This is a genomic window from Cognatundibacterium jejuense, assembly GCF_014284255.1.
GTDB classification, from domain to species: domain Bacteria; phylum Pseudomonadota; class Gammaproteobacteria; order Burkholderiales; family Burkholderiaceae_D; genus Undibacterium; species Undibacterium jejuense.
In genome coordinates, this window is record NZ_JACOFV010000004.1 from 106232 (window position 1) to 126086 (window position 19855).

Here is a 19855-nt window from a genome sequence, read left to right on the forward strand (position 1 = left end):
ACGACTGTACTGGTGCCGGGATGTATGCCAGAACGGAGAATTTGAAGGGGGTGGAAATGCCTTTGGCGCAGCCGCATAACATTGAGTCAGCAATGGGCCAGCAACGATGCTGTATTGCAATGAACCTCAATCCTCTACTGCTTCGCGCTTGGCGCGTGTAATTTTTGCAACAAATTCGAGTGCACATGTCCCCCGCGTTCTCAGGCTTGGTTATATTTGTGCAATAACTAAGCAGAACGCCAGGCGATGCGCAACTTTGGTGTCAGACCATCTTATTTTGTTGTGTCTGACGGAATCGCCTTTATTACAAAAACTACCTAGACAAGCATGCTCATTAACAATTAAACCAGCATCTCTTGTCCAACTTATCCTTACATTTCAAGCTCTCTGATACAACCTCGTCTAACTTATGCCCGATAGCAACAATTGGTCGCTACCTTGGTACGCAAACGAGGGCGCATACACATCTTTTTCCATCATATTTGCAAACTGGCGAGGCTGATGGACTTGCCCCTGTGTAAAATAGCTGTTTATTTCTCTTACACTGCTAAAGCGTAATTGCTGAAGCGAAAATGATTATATATTCAAAATGAAGGACTTAGCGACAATTAATAGGGGTGAGCATCAAAAACAGATGCAAAATGTTCCCCACGAGCAGCCTTCAGCGTCACAGCCGAAAGTCCAAATGCTGACAATCTCTGAAGAAGAGGCTGGGCAGCGCATTGATAATTTCCTTTTGCGCATCTGTAAAGGCGTGCCAAAAAGCCATGTTTACCGCGTTTTGCGATCTGGCGAGGTGCGAGTCAATAAAGGTCGAATCGATCAGTTATACCGTTTAGTGGAGGGGGACGTTGTCCGTATTCCTCCTATACGTATGGCCGAGCCATCGACACAAGTAGTGCCTAAGTTAGAATTCCCGATTGTTTTCGAAGATAGTCATTTGTTGATTATCGATAAGCCAGCTGGTGTTGCGGTACATGGTGGATCGGGAGTTAGTTATGGTGTCATTGAACAATTACGTTCATCGAGGCCTGAAGCTAAATTTTTGGAGTTGGTACATCGACTAGACAGGGAAACATCAGGGCTATTGCTGATCGCCAAAAAACGCACAGCATTAACAAACTTGCATGAGCAAATGCGTGACGGTCTGACCGATAAGCGATATTTTACTTTGGTGTATGGTGATTGGAAGAATGCCCGTCAGCATGTCAAATTACCATTGCATAAATATACAACAGCTGATGGCGAGCGACGAGTCAGGGTGCAGGCAGACGGCATGGCTTCACATACTGTATTTTCTTTGAAGAAAAAATTTAAAGAATATGCATTACTAGAGGCGGAACTGAAAACAGGTCGGACTCATCAAATTCGCGTGCATTTATCGGCCAGCGGTTTCCCTATTGCCGGTGATGATAAATATGGCGATTTCCCTCTTAATAAAGCCTTGCAAAAAGCGACATCTGAGCGCGGATCATTAAAACGCATGTTTTTACACGCTCATCAAATCACTTTTACCCATCCTGAGACGGGTAAATTAACAACCGTGAATGCACATTTGCCAAAAGAGTGTGAGGACTTCTTGCGCAGCCTTTCTGGCGCCTGAAAGTCTTGATGGCTTACTAATGGTATTATCTCGTTATTGAATAGCAACTTTGATGCCTTTTTTGTAATTTTTACCAAATATTATTTACATAGGCATCGCACTTATAAATATGGCAAAAAAGCAATTTGATTTTATTGTTTTCGACTGGGATGGCACCCTCATGGATAGCACAGCCACGATCGTCAAATGTATACAGGCGGCAGCCCGTGATTTGGGTTTGCCTGTGCCAGATGATAGTGCTGCTGCCTATGTGATCGGTCTTTCGCTGGCAGAAGCAATGGCTGCGGCGCTACCTGATGTTGATCCTAAGTATTATCCGCGTATGGTCGAACGTTATCGCTATCATTATCTTGCTAAGGATCACGAACTTCCATTGTTCAATGGAGTGCGTGAAATGCTCAGTGATCTGGCTCAGCAAGGATATTTTTTGGCAGTGGCTACAGGAAAAAGCAGGGTCGGTCTGAGTCGTGCGCTGCACACTGCTAATCTGACCTCAGTATTTGATGCTACCCGTTGTTCGGATGAAACGTTTTCCAAGCCACATCCAGCGATGTTGCAAGAGTTGACGCGCGAACTCGGTCAGGAAATGCAGAGAACCTTAATGATCGGCGATACCACTCATGACCTTCAAATGGCAGCTAACGCTGGCGCTGGTGGGGTTGCTGTGGAATATGGTGCTCACGCGCCGTCGTTGCTTGCTGCTTTGAATCCTTTGTATTCGGCATCCAGTGTGCACGAGTTGCACCAGTGGCTCAATCAACATGCCTGATCGGAGAATATATGACGTCAATATCGATTTGTGCTTCGGATGAGTTAATTGAGGGGGGACTGGGCGTTCGTTTTCCATTGACAGCGGGGAGCGATGATGCAACGGGTTTTGTAATTCGTTATGCTGGTGCCGTGCATGGATATCTGAATCGCTGCGCGCACGTACCGGTTGAACTCGACTGGAATCCTGGTGAATTTTTGGAGTCTAGCGGCCTTTACATTATGTGCGCGACACATGGTGCAATTTATGAGCCCGAAACCGGACATTGTTCAGGTGGTCCTTGCCGTGGTAGTCGTTTGAGAAAAATACAAGTCAGTGAAAACGATGGCAAAGTCTTTTGGCATCCTGATGATTATATCCAGCCCGTCATTGCGTAATTATTGAAGGTTTTTATGGAAATGCAGAATAAAGATTTGCCTGCCTCAGGTGTGCAAGAAGTGGTTGGCCAAGCCTCTCATTGGGAGCGAGAAACTTTGGAAAAATTGGCCTTTGCAAGCTTGCAAGAGCAAAAATTACAACGTCGCTGGGGCATATTTTTCAAATTGGTCTTTATTGCGATCCTTGTATTTGGAGTTTATCGATTTGGTGGTCTGTTTCAAACGGAGGTCGACAACAATGTGCAGCACACCGCTTTAGTTGAAATTGACGGCGAGATTGATGCTGAAGGTAGTGGTAGTGCGCATGACGTTATCCCTGCACTTGATCGCGCGTTCGCGGAGTCAGGCTCGGTGGCCGTTATTTTACGCATCAATAGTCCTGGCGGTAGCCCTGTTCAGGCAGGCATGATTAACGACGAAATTGTGCGTTTGCGTGCGCAGTACCCAGAGAAAAAATTGTACGTAGTCGTGGATGAAATCTGTGCTTCTGGCGGCTACTATATTGCTGCCGCAGCGGACAAAATTTTTGTTAATAAAGCCAGTGTAGTTGGATCTATCGGCGTATTGATGGATGGTTTTGGATTCACCGGTCTAATGAATAAATTTGGTGTCGAACGACGCTTGATGACGGCTGGTGAAAACAAAGGATTCATGGATCCTTATTCACCAATGACGGAAAAGCAAAAAGCCTACTCTCAGGCAATGCTCAATGAAATTCATCAGCAGTTTATCGATGTTGTTCGCAAGGGTCGTGGTAACCGCCTCAAAGAAACACCTGAAACTTTTTCAGGTTTGTTTTGGGTCGGTAGTAAGGCCGTAGAGATGGGTTTAGCTGATGGTTTTGGAACAGTGGATTCTGTTGCACGTGATGTAATCAAGGCGGAAGATGTTGTCGATTACACCCAAAAAGACGATTTGCCAGAACGCGTACTGAAAAAATTTGGTGCTTCCGTCGGTAGTGCTGCGATGTCTACATTGACCAAATCCAGCAAGCTGACTTTACATTGATGCATTGAATTAGTTTAGTTAATTTTTTAAATCCTTCGTCACGCTTGATAGTTTTAATTATCTTCCACTCGTCGGGTAGTTGCTCTATATTGAGGGCGTAACTGGTTCAAAACGGGAGGTCGATATAAAATTTATTTCGTTTCCAAGGCGGTTTGCATCTGAGCCCCGGTTGTAGTTTGTTTTGCCGGTTATGTATGAAGTGGATGGAAGACAATTAGTGTTGTAACTCTCCGTGGAGTGAAGCGGATTAGAGGTCTCTAAGATTCCTCATCGAATAGTCAGAAACATGAAGAAACAAAAAGGCGGTAGTGCAATGCTACCGTCTTTTTGCTTTTTTAATTCCGAAACATGTTCTGCAATAGCGTCAATATCGTTTTGAAGAGCGATAGAGTTTGTTCGTAGCTTAAATGGTGTTGCGGCATATCAAAGATTGAATAAGCGTAATCGGTTAAGATAGTATTATTGCCAATTTCTATCCCTACTTTCCGTTCGTTTCTTATGGCGATCTCACTTTCTCATTTGTTGGAGATGTTGCCTTTTCACACTCAACGTGTAGAAAAGATCGATTGCTATCATTGCGGCGAAAAAATGCGCGAAACCAAAGCCTTGTATATCAAATTTAATGGACAACCAAGGGCGGTTTGCTGCCATGGATGTTTGGCAATATTGCATGCGATTGAACGCAACAAAATGGTAGGCGAGTATTTGCAAACTAAATTGGTGCAAACGGAAGTGCTATGAGTATTATTTCAGATTTTGATCATAAGCCCGATTCTGTCATCGCGAGCCAGCAACAAGAAAACCAATTAATTCAATCCGAAAAGATCAGCCTGTCCGGCATGCATTGCGCTGCCTGTGTGCAACTGATTGAATTTCGGGTTCGCCAATTGCCTGGTATAAATTTATTTAAAATTAATACCGCGACCCATAAGGCAGAGGTCGTCTGGCAGTCAGAAAAAAATAATATTAAAAATATCATTTCTGCGATTATTCATCTTGGGTATGGTGCATTGCCAGCCACTCAATCGCCCGGCGAATTTGAAAAAAAAGAAAGCAAGCTTGCTTTGTGGCGCTTATTTATCGCTGGTTTCGCCATGATGCAAATCATGATGTATGCGTTTCCAGCGTATTTAGTGCCAGTTCCGCAGGTTGATGGTGATCTGACGCCCGATCTTGATAAATTGCTCAAAATCGCCAGCATGTTGATTGCGGTACCAGTAGTCGGTTTTTCTGCTTTGCCGTTTTTTAAGGCAGCGTGGCGGGACCTGAGAAATCGTCATATTGGTATGGATGTGCCAGTGTCGCTGGGAATATTGCTGACATTTTTTGCCAGTGTCTGGGCAACATTTCGTGGCGGTGTCGTCTATTACGATTCTGCAATTATGTTTGTCTTTTTGTTGCTGTCCGCACGTTTGATCGAAAGCAAAGTCCAACAAAAGACAACGACAGCACTCAGGGTGCTTACGCAACTGGTACCGGTCTCTGCACAAAAATTGATAAGTTATCCGCAAAGTCGCGAAGTTTTGACGCTGGACGCGTCAGCTTTGCACATCGATGATCTGGTTTTGGTTGCGCCTGGTGACCATATTCCGGCAGATGGCATTGTGCTGGAAGGCCATAGTGAATGCGACGAAGCACTGATGACAGGTGAGTCGCGCCCTGTGCTTAAGACAGTTGGTGATAATGTGATCGCAGGTGCTATCAATACGAATGGTACTTTAATTATCAAAGCGCTTAAAGTCGGTATGGAAACGCATTTGTCGTCATTGATAGAGATGATGGAAACTGCAGCGACCGAGAAGCCGCCGATAGTTTTGTTGGCGGATAAACATGCAAGCCGCTTTTTGAGTATTATTTTGTTGATTGCATTACTGACAGGCATCTTCTGGACTTTTTTCGAGCCGGACCGTGCTTTGTGGATTGCGATTAGCGTCATTGTCGTGACTTGTCCTTGCGCCTTATCATTAGCGACTCCTGGTGTGATGTCTGCCGCTATCGGCCTGTTAGCAAAAAATGGTGTGCTTATAAAGAATGGTAAGGCGATTCAGACGATGGCTGAAGCGACGCATTTTGTCTTCGATAAAACTGGTACTTTGACCGTTGGCAAACTCAGAGTGGCGCAGCAATTGCTGCAACGAGATGTACCGCAGGCCGAGAGTATTGCATTTTTGTTGGCATCGGGCTCGGGGCATCCTGCTGCCAGAGCGATAGCCGATGCGTTGGCTGCGCAAAATGAAAATACGTCAGAAATGCAAGTGACGAACATGCATGAAGTGGCTGGCGGAGGGATAGAGGCGTTGATTGATAATCGCTCTTATCGCTTGGGTAGTATCGATTTTGCGCTTGGTTTGGCTTCAACATCCGGTTTAAAAGATCCACAGTTTTTTGAGATTCCAACGGCGATGCGCGAAGCAACAGTTTCCGTGTTGGCGGATGAGGATGGTGTGATGATGGTGTTCGCTTTGGCCGACACCTTACGCGTTGATGCCATTGAAACAGTCAAAAAGTTACAGGCGCGCCACAAAAAAATATTGTTGTTGTCTGGTGATCGTGATGAGGTGGTGCAAGCCGTTGCGCGTGATTGTGGGATTGACGATGCCAGAGCAAATCTTAGTCCCGCAGATAAATTCAATATTGTCCAGTCTTTGCAGGCTGAAGGGGCAATCGTAGTGATGGTGGGCGATGGTATGAATGATGGTCCCGCTCTTTCATTGGCGAACGTTGCTGTTGCGATGGGGCAGGGTGCACCAATATCTCAGACCCGTAGTGATGTGTTGCTGATGTCTAATCGTTTGAGTGACCTCGATTTTGGATTTGTCGTAGCCAACAAAGCATTTCGTTTAATCAGAGAAAATCTGATCTGGGCAATAGCTTACAACTTGTTTGCGATTCCGGCGGCTGTGATAGGTTGGCTGGAGCCATGGCACGCCGCATTGGGCATGTCCTTGAGTTCGCTGATTGTCGTATTGAATGCACTGCGCTTGTATTTGTTGCCGCAGCCTGAGTATGCAGTGACAGAAGTATTAATTTAATTATGGACATTTTATATCTCTTAATCCCACTAAGCTTAGTCTTAGTGTTTGCGATTGGTGGCGTATTCTGGTGGGCTATCAATAACCGCCAATTTGAAGAGTTAGATCAAGAGGGGCAACGCATTCTGGAGGATGTTGATGGCTGAACAGATTATTCATAGGAAATAATTTTTTTTGCGCTCAATTCAAAATCTGCATTGCTTAAGCCTGCTTGATTTATCTGTTGCGCCTGATTGAACTTGGAAAAATTACGTGCTATCGATTTGGTGTAGGCGGGGTCATAGTGCTCCTCCAATAAGCTTTGCACCACATTGGCAATATTCCCATCTAAAGCTTGCTTCTTCCAGAAACTTATTTTTTCGTTTCCATGCAAATGGCTGAGAAAGTTGAGTTGATGGTTGAGTTGTTGCGGATCTTGTACAAAATGTGCGTAGTCTTCCATTAGTAAATTTACTCTTTCTGACATGGGCATAGATATTGAAATGCAAGGGGACTCGCGTATCTTGCTCATAATAGCTTCCGGTACTCGCAAATTGCCAACTTTTTTGCTCTCAGCTTCAACGTAGATAGTACGTTCATGGTCTGCATTTTTTAATACATTCCAAATCCGACTTTCAAACATTTTTTGAGAGGGTTGTTTTTCGGTTGGAATATCGCCCAATACAGAGCCACGATGTTGCGCTAGTTGTTCGAGATCGAGAACTTGTTCGCCGAGAGATGTGAGCGTGTTCAATAAGCGACTTTTTCCACTGCCAGTTGTGCCACACAGAACTTTCCATTGCGCAGCATTTGCAAGCTCCGAAATCGATAGATTGACGTGTTGACGGTAGGCTTTGTAGCCACCTTGTAGCTGTGCAACTGGCCAGCCAATTTTCGAGAAAATAAACGCCATGCTGCCACTGCGGTTGCCGCCGCGCCAGCAGTAGATCAAGGGGCGCCAGGATTTTCCTTGTTGCTGAAATTGGGTATCAAGGTGGCGACCAATGTTCATTGCGACCAATCCTGCACCGAGCCGTTTCGCTTCGAATGATCCAACTTGCTTATACATCGTTCCGACTTGTATCCGTTCTTCATCACTCAGTACCGGGCAATTAATCGCTCCAGGGATATGGTCTTCAGCAAATTCGGCAGGACTACGGACGTCAATGATGCAATCAAATTGGGCAAGTTTTTCGGCAATACTGTCGAAATAAATCAGTTCGGGATATTTCATTGGCTTATTTCGTCAGTAAAGGCATTAACTGCGGCCAGACGTTATTTAAAATCAAAGGATGGGCGTTGGCGATAGGGTGAATTCTGTCGGCTTGGAAAAGATCATCCCGTTCGGCAATTCCTTCAAGTAAAAAGGGAACCAAATGTATCTTTTGCTCTTTGGCGAGTTTTGCGTAAAGCGAGAAAAAACTCTGGGTATATTCTTTGCCGTAATTTGGTGGAACTCGCATGCCAACTAGAATTACCTCCGCATTCGCCTTTTTGGCAGTTGTGATCATGGCGCGGAAATTTTCTTCTGATGCAGCAAGAGCTAAGCCACGCAAAGCATCGTTGCCGCCTAATTCAATAATTACTATGTCTGGTTTGAGTTTGTTGACCAGAGCCGGTAGTCTGGTTTTTCCACCACTTGTCGTTTCTCCACTGATACTAGCATTAATCACGGTAGAATTTGGGTTGGAATCTGCCAGTTTTTTTTCCATTAAGCTAACCCATCCTTGGCCGCGAACTAAGCCATATTCTGCCGACAAGCTATCACCAAGCACCAAGATAGATTTTGATGCAGAATGTGCGTAAGCGAACGGCATTAAGCTGCTCATCAACAGGAAAAGCAGGGCTCGAAGCATAAATTGACGACAGGATAAAAAAGACAGCATGACACATCCTAAAGTAAGCAAACAAACGGCAATAGAGGTTAATAACCTGGTCAAGCAAGTCGAAGACGCAAGTGGATATCTAAGTATTTTGAACGGTATTGATTTTACCGTGCAAGCAGGAGAAACGCTTGCAATTGTTGGTGCGTCAGGTTCCGGTAAGTCAACCTTGCTAGGTATTCTGGCTGGCTTAGACATTCCCAGTTCAGGATCGGTTCATCTGGCTGGGGTTGATTTATTTGCATTGAATGAAGACCAGCGTGCGCAATTTCGTAAAGAGAATTTAGGTTTTGTTTTTCAGTCTTTCCAGCTGTTGATGCATTTGACGGCGTTGGAAAATGTCATGTTGCCGTTAGAGTTGCGTGGCGATAAAGATGCAAAGCAAAAATCGGAAAAAATGCTAGAGCGCGTTGGTTTGTCTTCGCGTTTAAAACATTATCCGAAATTTCTCTCTGGTGGCGAGCAGCAACGCGTTGCGTTAGCCAGAGCATTTGTGACTGAGCCGCCCCTTTTATTCGCTGACGAACCCACTGGTAGTCTTGATGCGGTTACCGGTGAGGCGGTTATTCAGCTTATGTTTGCGCTAAATCGGGAACGCAATTCTACCCTTGTTTTGGTGACGCATGATCTTTCGATTGCAGCACGATGTGGCAGAACCTTGACGATTGCTGCTGGTCATTTAGTTAGCGATGAGCTGTCGTCCAGCGTTGTATCAACTTAGCTTGTGATCTCGCAGTGATTGAGGCTGATGCGGTGAATTTTTCCATCTTTATCGATGGATATCCAGCCGCCCCGAGGATTTGCTTCATCACAATCCCAATCTGGTAAAACATAACGATATTGCCCTTCATGCTCATGTAAAGCGGGGCGGTGTGTGTGTCCGTGAATCAGGTAGTGGCAAGCGGTGGATGCGAACAGTTGCTCAATTGCAGACGAATTGACGTCCATGATAGAAAGTTCTTTCTGGCTTTGTTGCATCTTACTGCTTTCGCGCATTCCCTGGACTATCGTTTTTCTTTGTGCAAGGGGGAGGGCAAGAAAATTGCGTTGCCATTCAACATTGCGAACTTGAGCGCGGAATTGTATGTAACCAATGTCGTCAGTGCATTGTTCGTCGCCATGGCATATGGCGATTTTTCTTCCCGCGACCATGATGACGCTTGGGTCTTGGAGTAGCTTTATTCCGGTCGCTGACGCAAAATCCTGGCCGATTAAAAAATCGCGATTGCCCGCAATCCAGAATAATTGGACTCCTGCTGCAGTTAGTTTATGCAAGCTTTGCACAACTTCAGCATTATATTTGTCGTGAATATCATCGTCGCCAACCCAATACTCGAACATGTCTCCCAGAATGTAGAGTTGTTCAGTTTTTGTTCCTTGCTCTGCCAGGAAATTCAAGAACGCACGGGTGGTTTTCGGTAGCGATGGGCTAAGATGGATGTCGGAAACAAACAGCGCAACCATTTTGGGTTGCGCTGCTGTTTGCTTTTCGGAATTTTTCACACTCAATCGAATAATGTTCTGAAAAAGCAGTTGAATTAATTAAATGACTTCAACTTTTTCGATGATGACGTCTTCAACTGGTACGTCCTGGAACATGCCTGAACGTGATGTTTTAACACCTTTGATTTTATCAACGATTTCTTTGCCTTCAGTGACTTTACCAAATACACAGTAGCCCCAGCCATCTTGGCCAGGATAGTCGAGGAAGCTGTTATTTGCCGTATTGATGAAGAACTGTGCTGTTGCAGAGTGTGGTGCGCCAGTACGTGCCATCGCGATTGAGTAGCGCTCGTTTTTTAAGCCATTGCTAGCTTCATTTTCGATTGCATCCAATGTATCTTTTTGGTTCATGCCAGGTTCAAAGCCGCCGCCCTGAATCATGAAGCCGTCAATGACACGGTGAAAAATAGTCCCAGCATAATGACCGGAAGCTACATAAGCAAGAAAGTTAGCAACGGTTTTCGGTGCTTTTGCTTCGTCCAGCTCAATCGTGATTGCGCCGTGGTTAGTAGTCATGAGAATGGCCATAATATTCCTTGGTAATGGGGTGAAAATAAGGGATGAAAATAAGGTATCAGGAAATTTATTTTATAACAGTTGCTGATTCTATGATGATGTCCTTTTTGGGGACATTTTGCATCATGTGTGAATCACTTGTTTCAACAGCTTTAATTTTTTCAACGACATCCATGCCTTTGATAACTTTGCCAAAGGGCGTATAGCCGGCAGTGGCAATTAAGGCTTGCTTTCGTGGTGCTTTGGTCATGTTGCCACGGTAATTAAATTCTACAGGATCGCCTGCAGGTAAAGGCTGATGATTTAAAAAATCATTATCTCTGACATTGATGAAAAATTGGGCTGTTGCCGAATTCGGATCTTCTGTACGCGCCATTGCAATGGTACCCAGATCGTTCTTCACCCCTTTTTCCAAAGCCAGCGCTGCCTCGGAGGCGATGGGCTTGCCAGTTGGTTTTTCTTTCATATTTTTATCGTAGCCACCGCCCTGAATCATGAAGTTATCAATTACGCGGTGAAAAATCGTGCCTTTGTATTGACCCGCTTTGACATATTTAATGAAGTTATCAACTGTTTTTGGTGCAGCCTCAGGGTAGAGCTCTACCACGATTTCGCCTACATTGGTTTTGATTGATACTTTAGGTAATTCGTCAGCGAATGTCTGTGCGGTACTCAGGCTCAGCATAGCACTGAGTAACAGCCCAATTAATTTTGTAGTTGCTGATTTCACTTTAACTCCTGTATTTAGACGGTTGTTTCATAAACAATTCGCCATTTGTTTGACTCTTTGAGCCAATACTGGCGCTTACGGACACTTGTTTTGATTTTGCCGGATTGTGTTTCCTGAGTGAAAGTACTTACAATAATTTCATCTTTTCCAGGATAACGGAAATGCGTGACATTCTTCAATTGTATGACGGGATTTGTCCAAGCTTCCCAATTTTGCCTTTGTTTTGAAAACCAGGCATTTAAATCTTCTCCTTGGAGAGATTTAAAGTTGCGCGAGTAATTGGCAAAGATGCGATTAGCATTTTTGCTTTCTATATCCAGTCGCCAGTCATCGAGTAACTTTGCGGCAAACTGGCGATCTGCAAGCCACTTTGCCTGATTTTCAAACTCTACCTGATCACTGATGATGACAGGTGTTTTACCTATATCAACCAAGGCAGAGATTTTTAAGAAATCAGGGTTAGTTAACACGACGCAGCCATCTGAAGCAAGCGGTGGACGGCTGAAATTGGCTGAGGGCATCCCATGTAACCAGATGCCGGAGCCACTGCGTCCATTAATTTTGTCCCATTCATTGGGATAATTCAGGGGAAGTGCGCCAGGGCCATAAAAATCAGGCAATTTCCCACCGGAGAGTCGACTGGTAATGTAATAGACGCCTAAAGGCGTTTTTTGATCACCTTCTTTGAATTTGTTGATCCCGAATCGGCCGTGACTTATGTAGTGGTCGCTCAAGAGTTTAGGTTGGCCACCAACATTTTCATAGAGATATAGTCGGGACTTATTGGCGTCGACTACCAGTACTTGCTTTTGATCGTCTCGGAGTTGCAGAACCATTTTCGGAATCAATGCCGGATTTGGGCGTTCGCGATAGGATTTGATACGCATTGCAGCTTCATCGCGCATTTCCTTGAGCTTGTCCGCCTGCGCATTTGCCCCGGCACCGAAGCTGGTAACTGGCCGTGCATGCATCATCAGCAAATCACCCCGAATCAGATGAGCTAATTGAAAATGCGGATAGGCTCCAATTAATTGATCTACCTTTTCCTGCGCCGCTTGTAATTTGTTATTGGAAAGATTTTGGTAAACCTCGATCAGTAACGTATCCGGATTGGGTGAGTCGGAGCTCATTTCAGATGCGGACGCTTTGCTTGCATGTGTCTTAGCCTCAACCATCGATGCTGGCAACAGCGTTGCCAGGCACGAAAGTAAGGTAAAGGCGCAGCTATGCTTCTTCGCAGCCAGTAATTTGGTCGAAGTATGTTTAAACGCAGAGAAAAACATCAGCTACCCGCGCGCTCCTGCTTGATTTGCCACTTGCCATCTTGCTTGATCATGACCAAAGTCTTGCGGCTATTTGCTGTCAACTGATCGGATGTGTAAATCTGGCGAAACTTAACGGTGGCTTCATTGTCATCAACGCTGACTTTAATGCTTTCGAGCTTTACGTTGATACGACCTTTACCTTCAATGCGATTGCGGCGTTCTTCAGCCCAGGACTTACGTGATTCGCCTTTCGGGGTCTGGAAATCTTTTGCGTAGTGCGTCAAATAAGCGTTGGTATCTTTATTGCTCCACGCCTTTGCCCAATTCTCTACCGTTTTGATGACTTCATCGTCGTCTTTGTCAGTAGCAGGAGCTGGTTTGGATTTTGTACTGACTGGATCAGCTTTGGCTGGGCTGGCCTCTGGTTTGCTTGGAGCTTCAGCTTTGACGGGGGGGGCAGGTGTTGCAGTCGGAGCTTTCGCGGGGGAAGCCTGAGCAATAAGGGTGGCTGGGGCAGGGTTAATTTTTGGGTTGACGCCACCTGAGTTGCCGACCAGATTTCTTACCATAGTCAGTTTTAGTTTGGCAGTGGCGTTGCCTGAATCTAATTGCAATGCCTTGTCATAGGCCTGACTCGCCAGCTTGGCATAGACGTCACCGAGATTTTCGTGCGCAGTCCCGTATGTAGGATTAGTGCGGATCGCCATTTCCAGCGAAGCACGCGCTTTATCGTATTGTCCCGAAGCCGCGTATAAAACCGCCAGATTGTTATATGGCTCTGGTAATTCAGGATAGTCGTCAGTCAGTTTAGAAAAAACAGTAATTGCTTCTGCTGATTTGTTTTGCTCAGTAAGAATGAGCCCCTTCAAAAAGCGCAATTGCGCATCTTTGGGCTTAGTAGTCAGCGCATTATCGACTTTTTGCAAAGCTTCAGTTGTTTGCCCGGCGCGAAGCAGTTTTCCTATATCGCTTGCTTCATCCGCGAAGGATGAGGTCGCGATAAGCGCTAGAGATAGAGTGGAAATAACAAAGATACTTCTAATGGTTTGGCGCATGGTGTTCTGGCTTAGATTTATCAGAGGTTGACTGAACATGAAGGCGGTAATGTTATACTGAAACTATAATAAAGTGCCATCTTATCAAATAAGTGCGGCACAATGGGCTTTTGATCATAGAAACATGCTACTGGGGCACACTATCATGTGTTTTTTGGGGAAAAAAGCCAAAATTATTTCCCAATTAGCTCTTTTGGGGGCTTGGAGTTCACTTAATTTGCTCTCAATGTGGTGCTTAAATTGTCCTGAGGTTAAGAACTCACGGTTTTACGGCCACCCAAATTGACGGAAAATAAGCGGAGTAGGGCGCAATTCTCGTCTGATAAAATTTTCGAGCATGTGAAGCTGGACAGAATGGTTGTTTTTGATATTTAATCTGCTCCGTTCAAATATTTTCTTGCAATTCTCCGTTTCTGACGGGGAGCGATTTGGAAATATAAATATTGGCAAATCTGACAGAGCAATCTGAGGTCTTAACTACTCTTATTGGTCTGTGGATTAATGAGAAGTTATGGCGCACGCTAACTCCTTTTATTGGCTTTTGCCTTAAATTTGCCTAATAAAGCTTTTTTTAACTCGTGTGGATTTAAGGGGGCACGATGACTAAAACGACATTCCTGAGTTTTGAGCAATCTATTGCTGAACTAGAATCAAAAATTGAAGAGTTGCGATTTGTTCAAGATGATTCCGCGGTAGATATCTCTGAAGAAATTGATAGATTATCTAAAAAGAGTCAGATGTTGACTAAAGATATCTATGCAAAGTTGACTCCATGGCAGGTATCGCAGATTTCGCGTCATCCTCAACGTCCATATACTATGGACTACATTAATCAGATTTTTACTGATTTTCATGAGCTCCATGGTGATCGAAGTTTTGCAGATGATTTGTCAATTGTCGGTGGATTGGCTCGCTTTAACGGTCAGGCCTGTATGGTCATTGGTCACCAAAAAGGCCGTGACACCAAGGAACGCGCATTGCGTAATTTTGGCATGCCAAAACCAGAAGGTTATCGCAAGGCGATGCGTCTGATGAAACTGGCTGAGAAATTTGATATCCCCGTATTTACGTTTGTTGATACGACTGGTGCCTGGCCAGGTATCGATGCCGAAGAGCGCGGACAATCTGAAGCGATTGGCCATAATCTATATGTCATGGCTGAACTCAAGGTGCCTTTGATAGCGACCATCATTGGTGAAGGTGGTTCTGGTGGTGCCTTAGCATTGGCTGTAGGCGATGCGGTGTTGATGTTGCAATATGCGACATATTCAGTGATTTCTCCTGAGGGATGTGCTTCCATTTTATGGAAAACCTCTGATCGCGCAGCAGACGCTGCGGAAGCCTTAGGTTTGACAGCGCACAGACTGAAGGCTATGGGTCTGATCGATAAAATCATTAATGAACCGCTGGGTGGCGCGCATCGCGATCCTAAGCAGATGTGTGCTCTGGTCAAACGCGCACTCGCCGATACACTGCGCCAGTTCCAAGGCGTAAAAACCAAAGATTTGTTAGCGGCACGTCATGAGAAATTAATGAGCTATGGCAAATTTAAGGAAACTAAGGTGTCAGAATAAGTTATTCGAATGACATTACGTAGTTTAAGTGGTGCACTGATGCATCACTTTTCTGAGGCCTTAAATTCGATTTTTTTGGAATCAGGAAAAGCCCCTCCTGAATGTGGTCTGGCTGTTGCTTATAGCGGCGGCTTAGACTCATCTGTTTTATTATCCCTCACTGCTGAATATTGTCGTTTGCGCGGCATCCCTCTTGACGCGTTCCATGTACATCATGGACTCAGTCCGAATGCGGACGATTGGCTTGTACATTGCGAATCAAACTGCCAGAAATTGGGTATCTCTCTTGCCTTCGAGAAAATTGTTGTCACCAACAATGAAGGTGATGGTATTGAGGGAAGCGCAAGAAAAGGTCGTTATCTTGCGCTTGGTAGAATGAGTGTTGCATCGAAAACTCAAATCTTGCTTTCAGCTCATCATCAGGATGACCAAGCGGAAACCTTGTTGATGCAGATGTTGCGCGGATCAGGTGTGGCTGGGCTCTCCGGTATGAATCGTTTTAATTTTGCACCCGGTTTATTTGGCACGCCATCGGTAATGATGATGCGACCTTTGCTTGATGTTTCTCGGTTGGAGCTCGAACATTTCGCGCGCGAAAATCAAATCTCTTACATCCAGGATGAGTCAAATGAGGACGGTCGTTATCTTCGTAATGCGTTAAGGCTTCAGGTGATGCCTGTTCTTGAGCAGATTTCGCCAGGATTTGCCGGTCGCATGTTACGTACGGCAAAGCATATGCAATCGGCGCAAAATTTGGCGGAAGCTTTGGCAGGGCAAGACCTTGCGCATTGTTTGTCGGGACAGATGCTGGATCTTGACCTCCAACGCATGCGCACATTAAGCGCCGAACGGATTAATAATCTATTTCGTTTGTGGCTTTCTAAGTTTGATGTGCGTATGCCATCTACTTCACGCCTGAATGAGATTTGCAAGCAGCTATTTGAGGCCAAAGGCGATGCCCGAATAACGATTTATCATGAGAAACTGGCAATTCATCGTTATCAGGAAAAAATCTACGCAGCGGATCGTGCGCGCGAAGCAGTTGACGACGCATTGAGTGTTGCGTTTACCTGGAATGGAGAATCCTCGATGCCATTTCCTGATTTTCATGGGACGTTACATTTCAGACGTGGAAGTCGCGGATTGAGTCCCGATTGGTTGCAGCAGCAAGCGCTTTGCTTGCATTTGCGGCGCGGGGGTGAGCGTTTGAAATTGGCAGAAAATAGATCAACCCGCGATATGAAGAGTCATTATCAAGCGCTGCGTATCCCATTTTGGGTGCGTCAACAATTGCCTTTTGTATCTATTGGTAGCGAGCTTGTATATGCCGCAGGGGTTGGAATGCAGTCGCAATACTGTTCGGAATCTGTCAATACTCAAGTGGGAACTCATTTAGTGCTTGACTGGGTTGCTGATTAGCCTGAATCACCATTGCTATTTGTTTGCGGCATGAAATAATAAGGTAAGTAAATGAAAAAAATTCTGAGACAAATCGTTTTAGATACGGAAACAACGGGTTTAAATGTCCGGGATGGCAACCGTATTATTGAAATTGGCTGCGTCGAGTTGATAGATCGTAAATTAACTGGCAATAACTTTCATCAATACATCAATCCAGAACGGGAGTCGGAGGAGGGGGCGCTCGCCGTCCACGGTTTGACTGCCGAGTTCTTGAGTGATAAGCCTAAATTTGGTGAGATATCAAAAGAGTTTTGCGAATACATTCAGGGTGCTGAGGTTGTTATCCATAATGCACCGTTTGATCTTTCGTTCTTAAATGCAGAATTTTCCCGCTTGGGTCTTGGTTTGTTCGGCGATTATGTCGAAACTGTTATTGATACCTTGGTGCAGGCAAAAGAATTGCATCCAGGTAAGCGAAATTCGTTGGACGCCTTGTGCGATCGTTATGAAATTTCTAATGCTCACCGCAAGCTGCACGGTGCTTTATTGGATGCTGAGCTGTTGGCGGATGTTTTCTTGGCAATGTCACGTGGGCAAAATAGCTTTGCCATTGATCTGGAAGAGGAAGTTGCGCCTGTTGTTCAGGAGTCGCAAGTGATTGATCTTCCTGTGGGTGAAGTATTGGTCAGGCCTGCAGATGAGGTTGAGCTAACGGAGCATGAAAATCTCTTGTCCGGGCTGGATAAGCAGTTACGTCAATCATGTATCTGGCGTACACCGGTTCAGTAAATTGCTGCATTCTTGTTTTTTTGGCTATTAAATCCCCCTCAAATGAGGGGGATTTTCTTTTTGGCGAGAGGATAGCTGTTGCGATTTTGCATAATTACATGTTGGAAGTAAAAAAAATCAAAAAAAAATTAAAGTTTTTCTGATCACCACCGTTAATAAAAGTAAGAAAAATATTTTTAAATTTTTTTAAAAAACCCTAAAGTTCCTGTTTTTTTTGCCGTTAATGATATTAAGAGAAAACACTAATTTGGTGTTTTTACATTTAAGTGTTTGATTTTGTTGGGAATTTTTCCGATATAGTGGAAAAAATAAAATTCAATATAAACAGCATATTTTTTATGTTCGTTATCAATTATTTCTTGTAGGATTTTTTCCTACGAGATTATTCCTATTTTTCTGGAATTAAATCCCGTGTATTGCCTATACACGGCGTTTTTGCGTGCGCTCACAATCTGTCTCACTGGCAACGGAATATGGCCTTTGAAAAATGGAACGGAGGGTGGGAACATGACACAGAACGATATGATGGCTGAAATTCGCGACGCAAACCTGAGCTACTTAATGCTGGCGCAGCAAATGATACGTGCTGATAAAGCTACTGCTATCTTCCGCCTCGGCATCGGAAAAGAGATCGCGGACTTGATCGAAGGTTTGAATAATTCACAAATCTTGAAATTGGCTGGTTCAAATATGATGCTGGCCCGCTTCCGGTTTGAAGATAGTTCAATTCTTTGTATGCTGACCAACTACAACAAAGAACGTGCACTCGCGCATTCACATGCGGCAATCCTGATGGCTGGACAACCAATTGAAGAAATTCATTGAGTTGTTTCGATATTCTTTTGGATGGAGGCTGTGATGGCTATTAAAAGTGTAGTGACTGAGGCGCATGAAATTCAATTGGCTGTAGATCTGGTCAATCTTGGCGCGAGATTGCAGTTGCTTGAGTCAGAAACATCTCTGTCTCGAGAACGTTTGCTCAAGATTTATAAAGAGTTGAAGGGCGTTTCTCCACCAAAAGGGATGTTGCCTTTTTCTACGGATTGGTTTGTCACCTGGCAGCCAAATATTCACTCTTCTTTGTTTATGAATATTTACAAATACCTCAATGAGCATGCCGAGGTGTTTGGTGTTGAAGCAATCGTCAAGGCATATCGTCTGTACCTCGAGCAAGTTGGTTGTGCTTCTGCTGATGATGCGGTACTTTCATTGACGCGTGCGTGGACTCTGGTGAGATTTTTTGAGGGAAAAATGCTAACATTTGCAAAATGTTGTGAATGTGGCGGGCATTTTGTTGCGCATTCTCTTGATTTGCACGATCATTATAAGTGTGGTCTTTGTCATGTCCCTTCGAGAGCGGGCAAGACTAAAAAGGCTGAAGACGCCGATTCTTCTTTGGAGATGGTGGCTTAATAATCTTTGGGAGGGGTCTTGGAATTAGCGTCATCCAACAGTCGCGAAAGCCATGTTCCTCCGGAGATTAAAAAAATAAATTCTCCGGCTGTACGCGCACTTCTCATTCAAGTTGCATCACTTGCCGTATGTGTGACGCTTGCCTTTGCAAGTAAACACTTGTTGGGCTACTTAATTCCATTCTTCGTACTTCTTGCGTTGCAATCCACTGCATCCTTAAGCCTTGCTTACGTCTGTGGGCTGGATTGGTGGTGGTGCGTCATCGAATTCTTTTTTCCTGTTGCAGTTGTTTTTGCACTGTATATACGGCTTCCACCGATAATCAGCTTGTTGTTGTTTTTTGTTTTGTTTCTGATTTTCGGTTCAACTTTTCGTACTCGCGTACCTTATTATCCATCAGAAGCTACTTTGCCAGCTGCCATCCTTGAGTTGCTTCCTGACGAGCAAGATGTCAAATTTTTAGATGTTGGTAGTGGTTTTGGTGGCTTACTTTTTGACTTGTCAAAGGCGCGTCCCCAATGGTCTGTCGCTGGTGTGGAGATTGCAATGTTTCCATGGTTAGTAAGCGTTGCGCTTGGGAAATTTTATGACATTAAAAATTTGAAATTTTCCCCGGGGAAATACGAAGACCTTGATTTTTCAAAATTTAATGTTGTTTTCTCTTATTTATCGCCGGTTGTCATGTCAGAAATATGGATGAAGGTGCAAAATGAGATGTCGCCTGGCACTCTTTTTTTAAGCTACGAATTTTGTGTTCCTGATGTTCCGGCCTTTGCTGAGATACAAACGGCGGAAAATGCACCTGTGTTGTACGTTTGGAAAATTTAATGTAGCAATGGGGTATTTAATTCTCTGAATCAACCTTTTTTAACTCTTATTTGTTGCATTTCGAGTGCCTCCTATGGATTGGACTGCTATGATAGGAGAAAGTTATTTAAGCGTAGATTTTCCTTCAAGG

The 19855-nt window shown here is 44.5% G+C and carries 21 protein-coding genes; 14 read left to right on the forward strand and 7 right to left on the reverse strand.

All coding sequences use genetic code 11. The features are described from left to right. The first annotated feature begins 589 nt into the window (after window positions 1-589). The 7 genes from H8K32_RS05925 to ccoS all read left to right on the forward strand — a co-directional run bounded on the left by H8K32_RS05925 (window position 590) and on the right by ccoS (window position 6935). Window positions 590-1603 (forward strand): RluA family pseudouridine synthase, encoded by a 1014-nt coding sequence (locus tag H8K32_RS05925; protein ID WP_186911566.1) that lies wholly within the window; start codon window positions 590-592, stop codon window positions 1601-1603. Window positions 1604-1712: 109 nt separating this feature from the next. After that, on the forward strand, window positions 1713-2372 hold the full coding sequence (locus H8K32_RS05930) for an HAD-IA family hydrolase (RefSeq protein WP_186911567.1): 660 nt from the start codon (window positions 1713-1715) through the stop codon (window positions 2370-2372). A gap of 11 nt (window positions 2373-2383) precedes the next feature. Continuing rightward, the gene (locus tag H8K32_RS05935; RefSeq protein WP_186911568.1) at window positions 2384-2749 is read left to right on the forward strand and encodes a Rieske (2Fe-2S) protein; all 366 of its coding nucleotides are present in this window, start codon (window positions 2384-2386) and stop codon (window positions 2747-2749) included. 21 nt (window positions 2750-2770) lie between these two features. Next, window positions 2771-3757: a S49 family peptidase gene (locus tag H8K32_RS05940; RefSeq protein WP_186911687.1), complete on the forward strand. Its 987-nt coding sequence runs from the start codon at window positions 2771-2773 to the stop codon at window positions 3755-3757. Between the two features lie 528 nt (window positions 3758-4285). Continuing rightward, on the forward strand, window positions 4286-4498 hold the full coding sequence (locus tag H8K32_RS20145; RefSeq protein ID WP_281388436.1) for a heavy metal translocating P-type ATPase metal-binding domain-containing protein: 213 nt from the start codon (window positions 4286-4288) through the stop codon (window positions 4496-4498). After that, window positions 4495-6789, forward strand: a complete 2295-nt coding sequence (locus tag H8K32_RS05950; RefSeq protein WP_186911570.1) for a heavy metal translocating P-type ATPase — start codon at window positions 4495-4497, stop codon at window positions 6787-6789. The genes H8K32_RS20145 and H8K32_RS05950 overlap by 4 nt, the downstream gene beginning before the upstream one ends. Window positions 6790-6791: 2 nt before the next feature. Further along, the gene (gene ccoS / locus H8K32_RS05955; RefSeq protein WP_186911571.1) at window positions 6792-6935 is read left to right on the forward strand and encodes a cbb3-type cytochrome oxidase assembly protein CcoS; all 144 of its coding nucleotides are present in this window, start codon (window positions 6792-6794) and stop codon (window positions 6933-6935) included. 5 nt (window positions 6936-6940) lie between these two features. Here the strand turns inward: ccoS and mnmH are convergent, their stop codons facing one another. Both mnmH and H8K32_RS05965 read right to left on the reverse strand, forming a co-directional pair. Further along, entirely contained in the window at window positions 6941-8002 is a 1062-nt protein-coding gene (gene mnmH, locus H8K32_RS05960) for a tRNA 2-selenouridine(34) synthase MnmH (protein WP_186911572.1), read from the reverse strand. A 4-nt stretch (window positions 8003-8006) separates the two neighbouring features. After that, window positions 8007-8585: an arylesterase gene (locus H8K32_RS05965; RefSeq protein WP_246447146.1), complete on the reverse strand. Its 579-nt coding sequence runs from the start codon at window positions 8583-8585 to the stop codon at window positions 8007-8009. A gap of 67 nt (window positions 8586-8652) precedes the next feature. Between H8K32_RS05965 and H8K32_RS05970 the strand changes: the two genes are divergently transcribed. Continuing rightward, window positions 8653-9372, forward strand: a complete 720-nt coding sequence (locus tag H8K32_RS05970; protein WP_186911573.1) for an ABC transporter ATP-binding protein — start codon at window positions 8653-8655, stop codon at window positions 9370-9372. Here H8K32_RS05970 and H8K32_RS05975 read toward each other — a convergent pair. Genes H8K32_RS05975 through H8K32_RS05995 form a run of 5 tightly spaced genes read right to left on the reverse strand, consistent with a single transcriptional unit; the run spans window position 9369 to window position 13720 of the window. After that, window positions 9369-10154 (reverse strand): UDP-2,3-diacylglucosamine diphosphatase, encoded by a 786-nt coding sequence (locus H8K32_RS05975; protein ID WP_390311914.1) that lies wholly within the window; start codon window positions 10152-10154, stop codon window positions 9369-9371. The two genes, H8K32_RS05970 and H8K32_RS05975, sit on opposite strands and share 4 nt — an antisense overlap. A gap of 39 nt (window positions 10155-10193) precedes the next feature. Next, window positions 10194-10682, reverse strand: a complete 489-nt coding sequence (locus H8K32_RS05980) for a peptidylprolyl isomerase (RefSeq protein ID WP_186911574.1) — start codon at window positions 10680-10682, stop codon at window positions 10194-10196. 55 nt (window positions 10683-10737) lie between these two features. Continuing rightward, complete coding sequence (locus H8K32_RS05985) at window positions 10738-11400, reverse strand: peptidylprolyl isomerase (RefSeq protein WP_343067931.1); 663 nt, start codon at window positions 11398-11400, stop codon at window positions 10738-10740. A gap of 14 nt (window positions 11401-11414) precedes the next feature. Beyond that, complete coding sequence (locus H8K32_RS05990) at window positions 11415-12683, reverse strand: L,D-transpeptidase family protein (protein WP_246447147.1); 1269 nt, start codon at window positions 12681-12683, stop codon at window positions 11415-11417. After that, the gene (locus tag H8K32_RS05995; protein ID WP_222613032.1) at window positions 12683-13720 is read right to left on the reverse strand and encodes a nuclear transport factor 2 family protein; all 1038 of its coding nucleotides are present in this window, start codon (window positions 13718-13720) and stop codon (window positions 12683-12685) included. The genes H8K32_RS05990 and H8K32_RS05995 overlap by 1 nt, the downstream gene beginning before the upstream one ends. Before the next feature lie 599 nt (window positions 13721-14319). Between H8K32_RS05995 and H8K32_RS06000 the strand changes: the two genes are divergently transcribed. From H8K32_RS06000 to H8K32_RS06025, 6 genes are all read left to right on the forward strand, one after another. Further along, the gene (locus H8K32_RS06000) at window positions 14320-15294 is read left to right on the forward strand and encodes an acetyl-CoA carboxylase carboxyltransferase subunit alpha (RefSeq protein WP_186911576.1); all 975 of its coding nucleotides are present in this window, start codon (window positions 14320-14322) and stop codon (window positions 15292-15294) included. A 9-nt stretch (window positions 15295-15303) separates the two neighbouring features. Then, window positions 15304-16713, forward strand: coding sequence for a tRNA lysidine(34) synthetase TilS (gene tilS, locus H8K32_RS06005; RefSeq protein ID WP_186911577.1), 1410 nt, complete (start codon window positions 15304-15306; stop codon window positions 16711-16713). Between the two features lie 63 nt (window positions 16714-16776). Further along, window positions 16777-17484: a DNA polymerase III subunit epsilon gene (gene dnaQ, locus H8K32_RS06010; RefSeq protein WP_186911692.1), complete on the forward strand. Its 708-nt coding sequence runs from the start codon at window positions 16777-16779 to the stop codon at window positions 17482-17484. Between the two features lie 507 nt (window positions 17485-17991). After that, on the forward strand, window positions 17992-18309 hold the full coding sequence (gene flhD, locus H8K32_RS06015) for a flagellar transcriptional regulator FlhD (protein WP_186911578.1): 318 nt from the start codon (window positions 17992-17994) through the stop codon (window positions 18307-18309). A gap of 33 nt (window positions 18310-18342) precedes the next feature. Beyond that, entirely contained in the window at window positions 18343-18897 is a 555-nt protein-coding gene (flhC, locus tag H8K32_RS06020) for a flagellar transcriptional regulator FlhC (RefSeq protein ID WP_186911579.1), read from the forward strand. 18 nt (window positions 18898-18915) lie between these two features. After that, a complete protein-coding gene (locus tag H8K32_RS06025; RefSeq protein WP_186911580.1) occupies window positions 18916-19725 on the forward strand; it encodes a class I SAM-dependent methyltransferase in 810 nt (269 codons plus the stop codon). Window positions 19726-19855 lie beyond the last annotated feature (130 nt).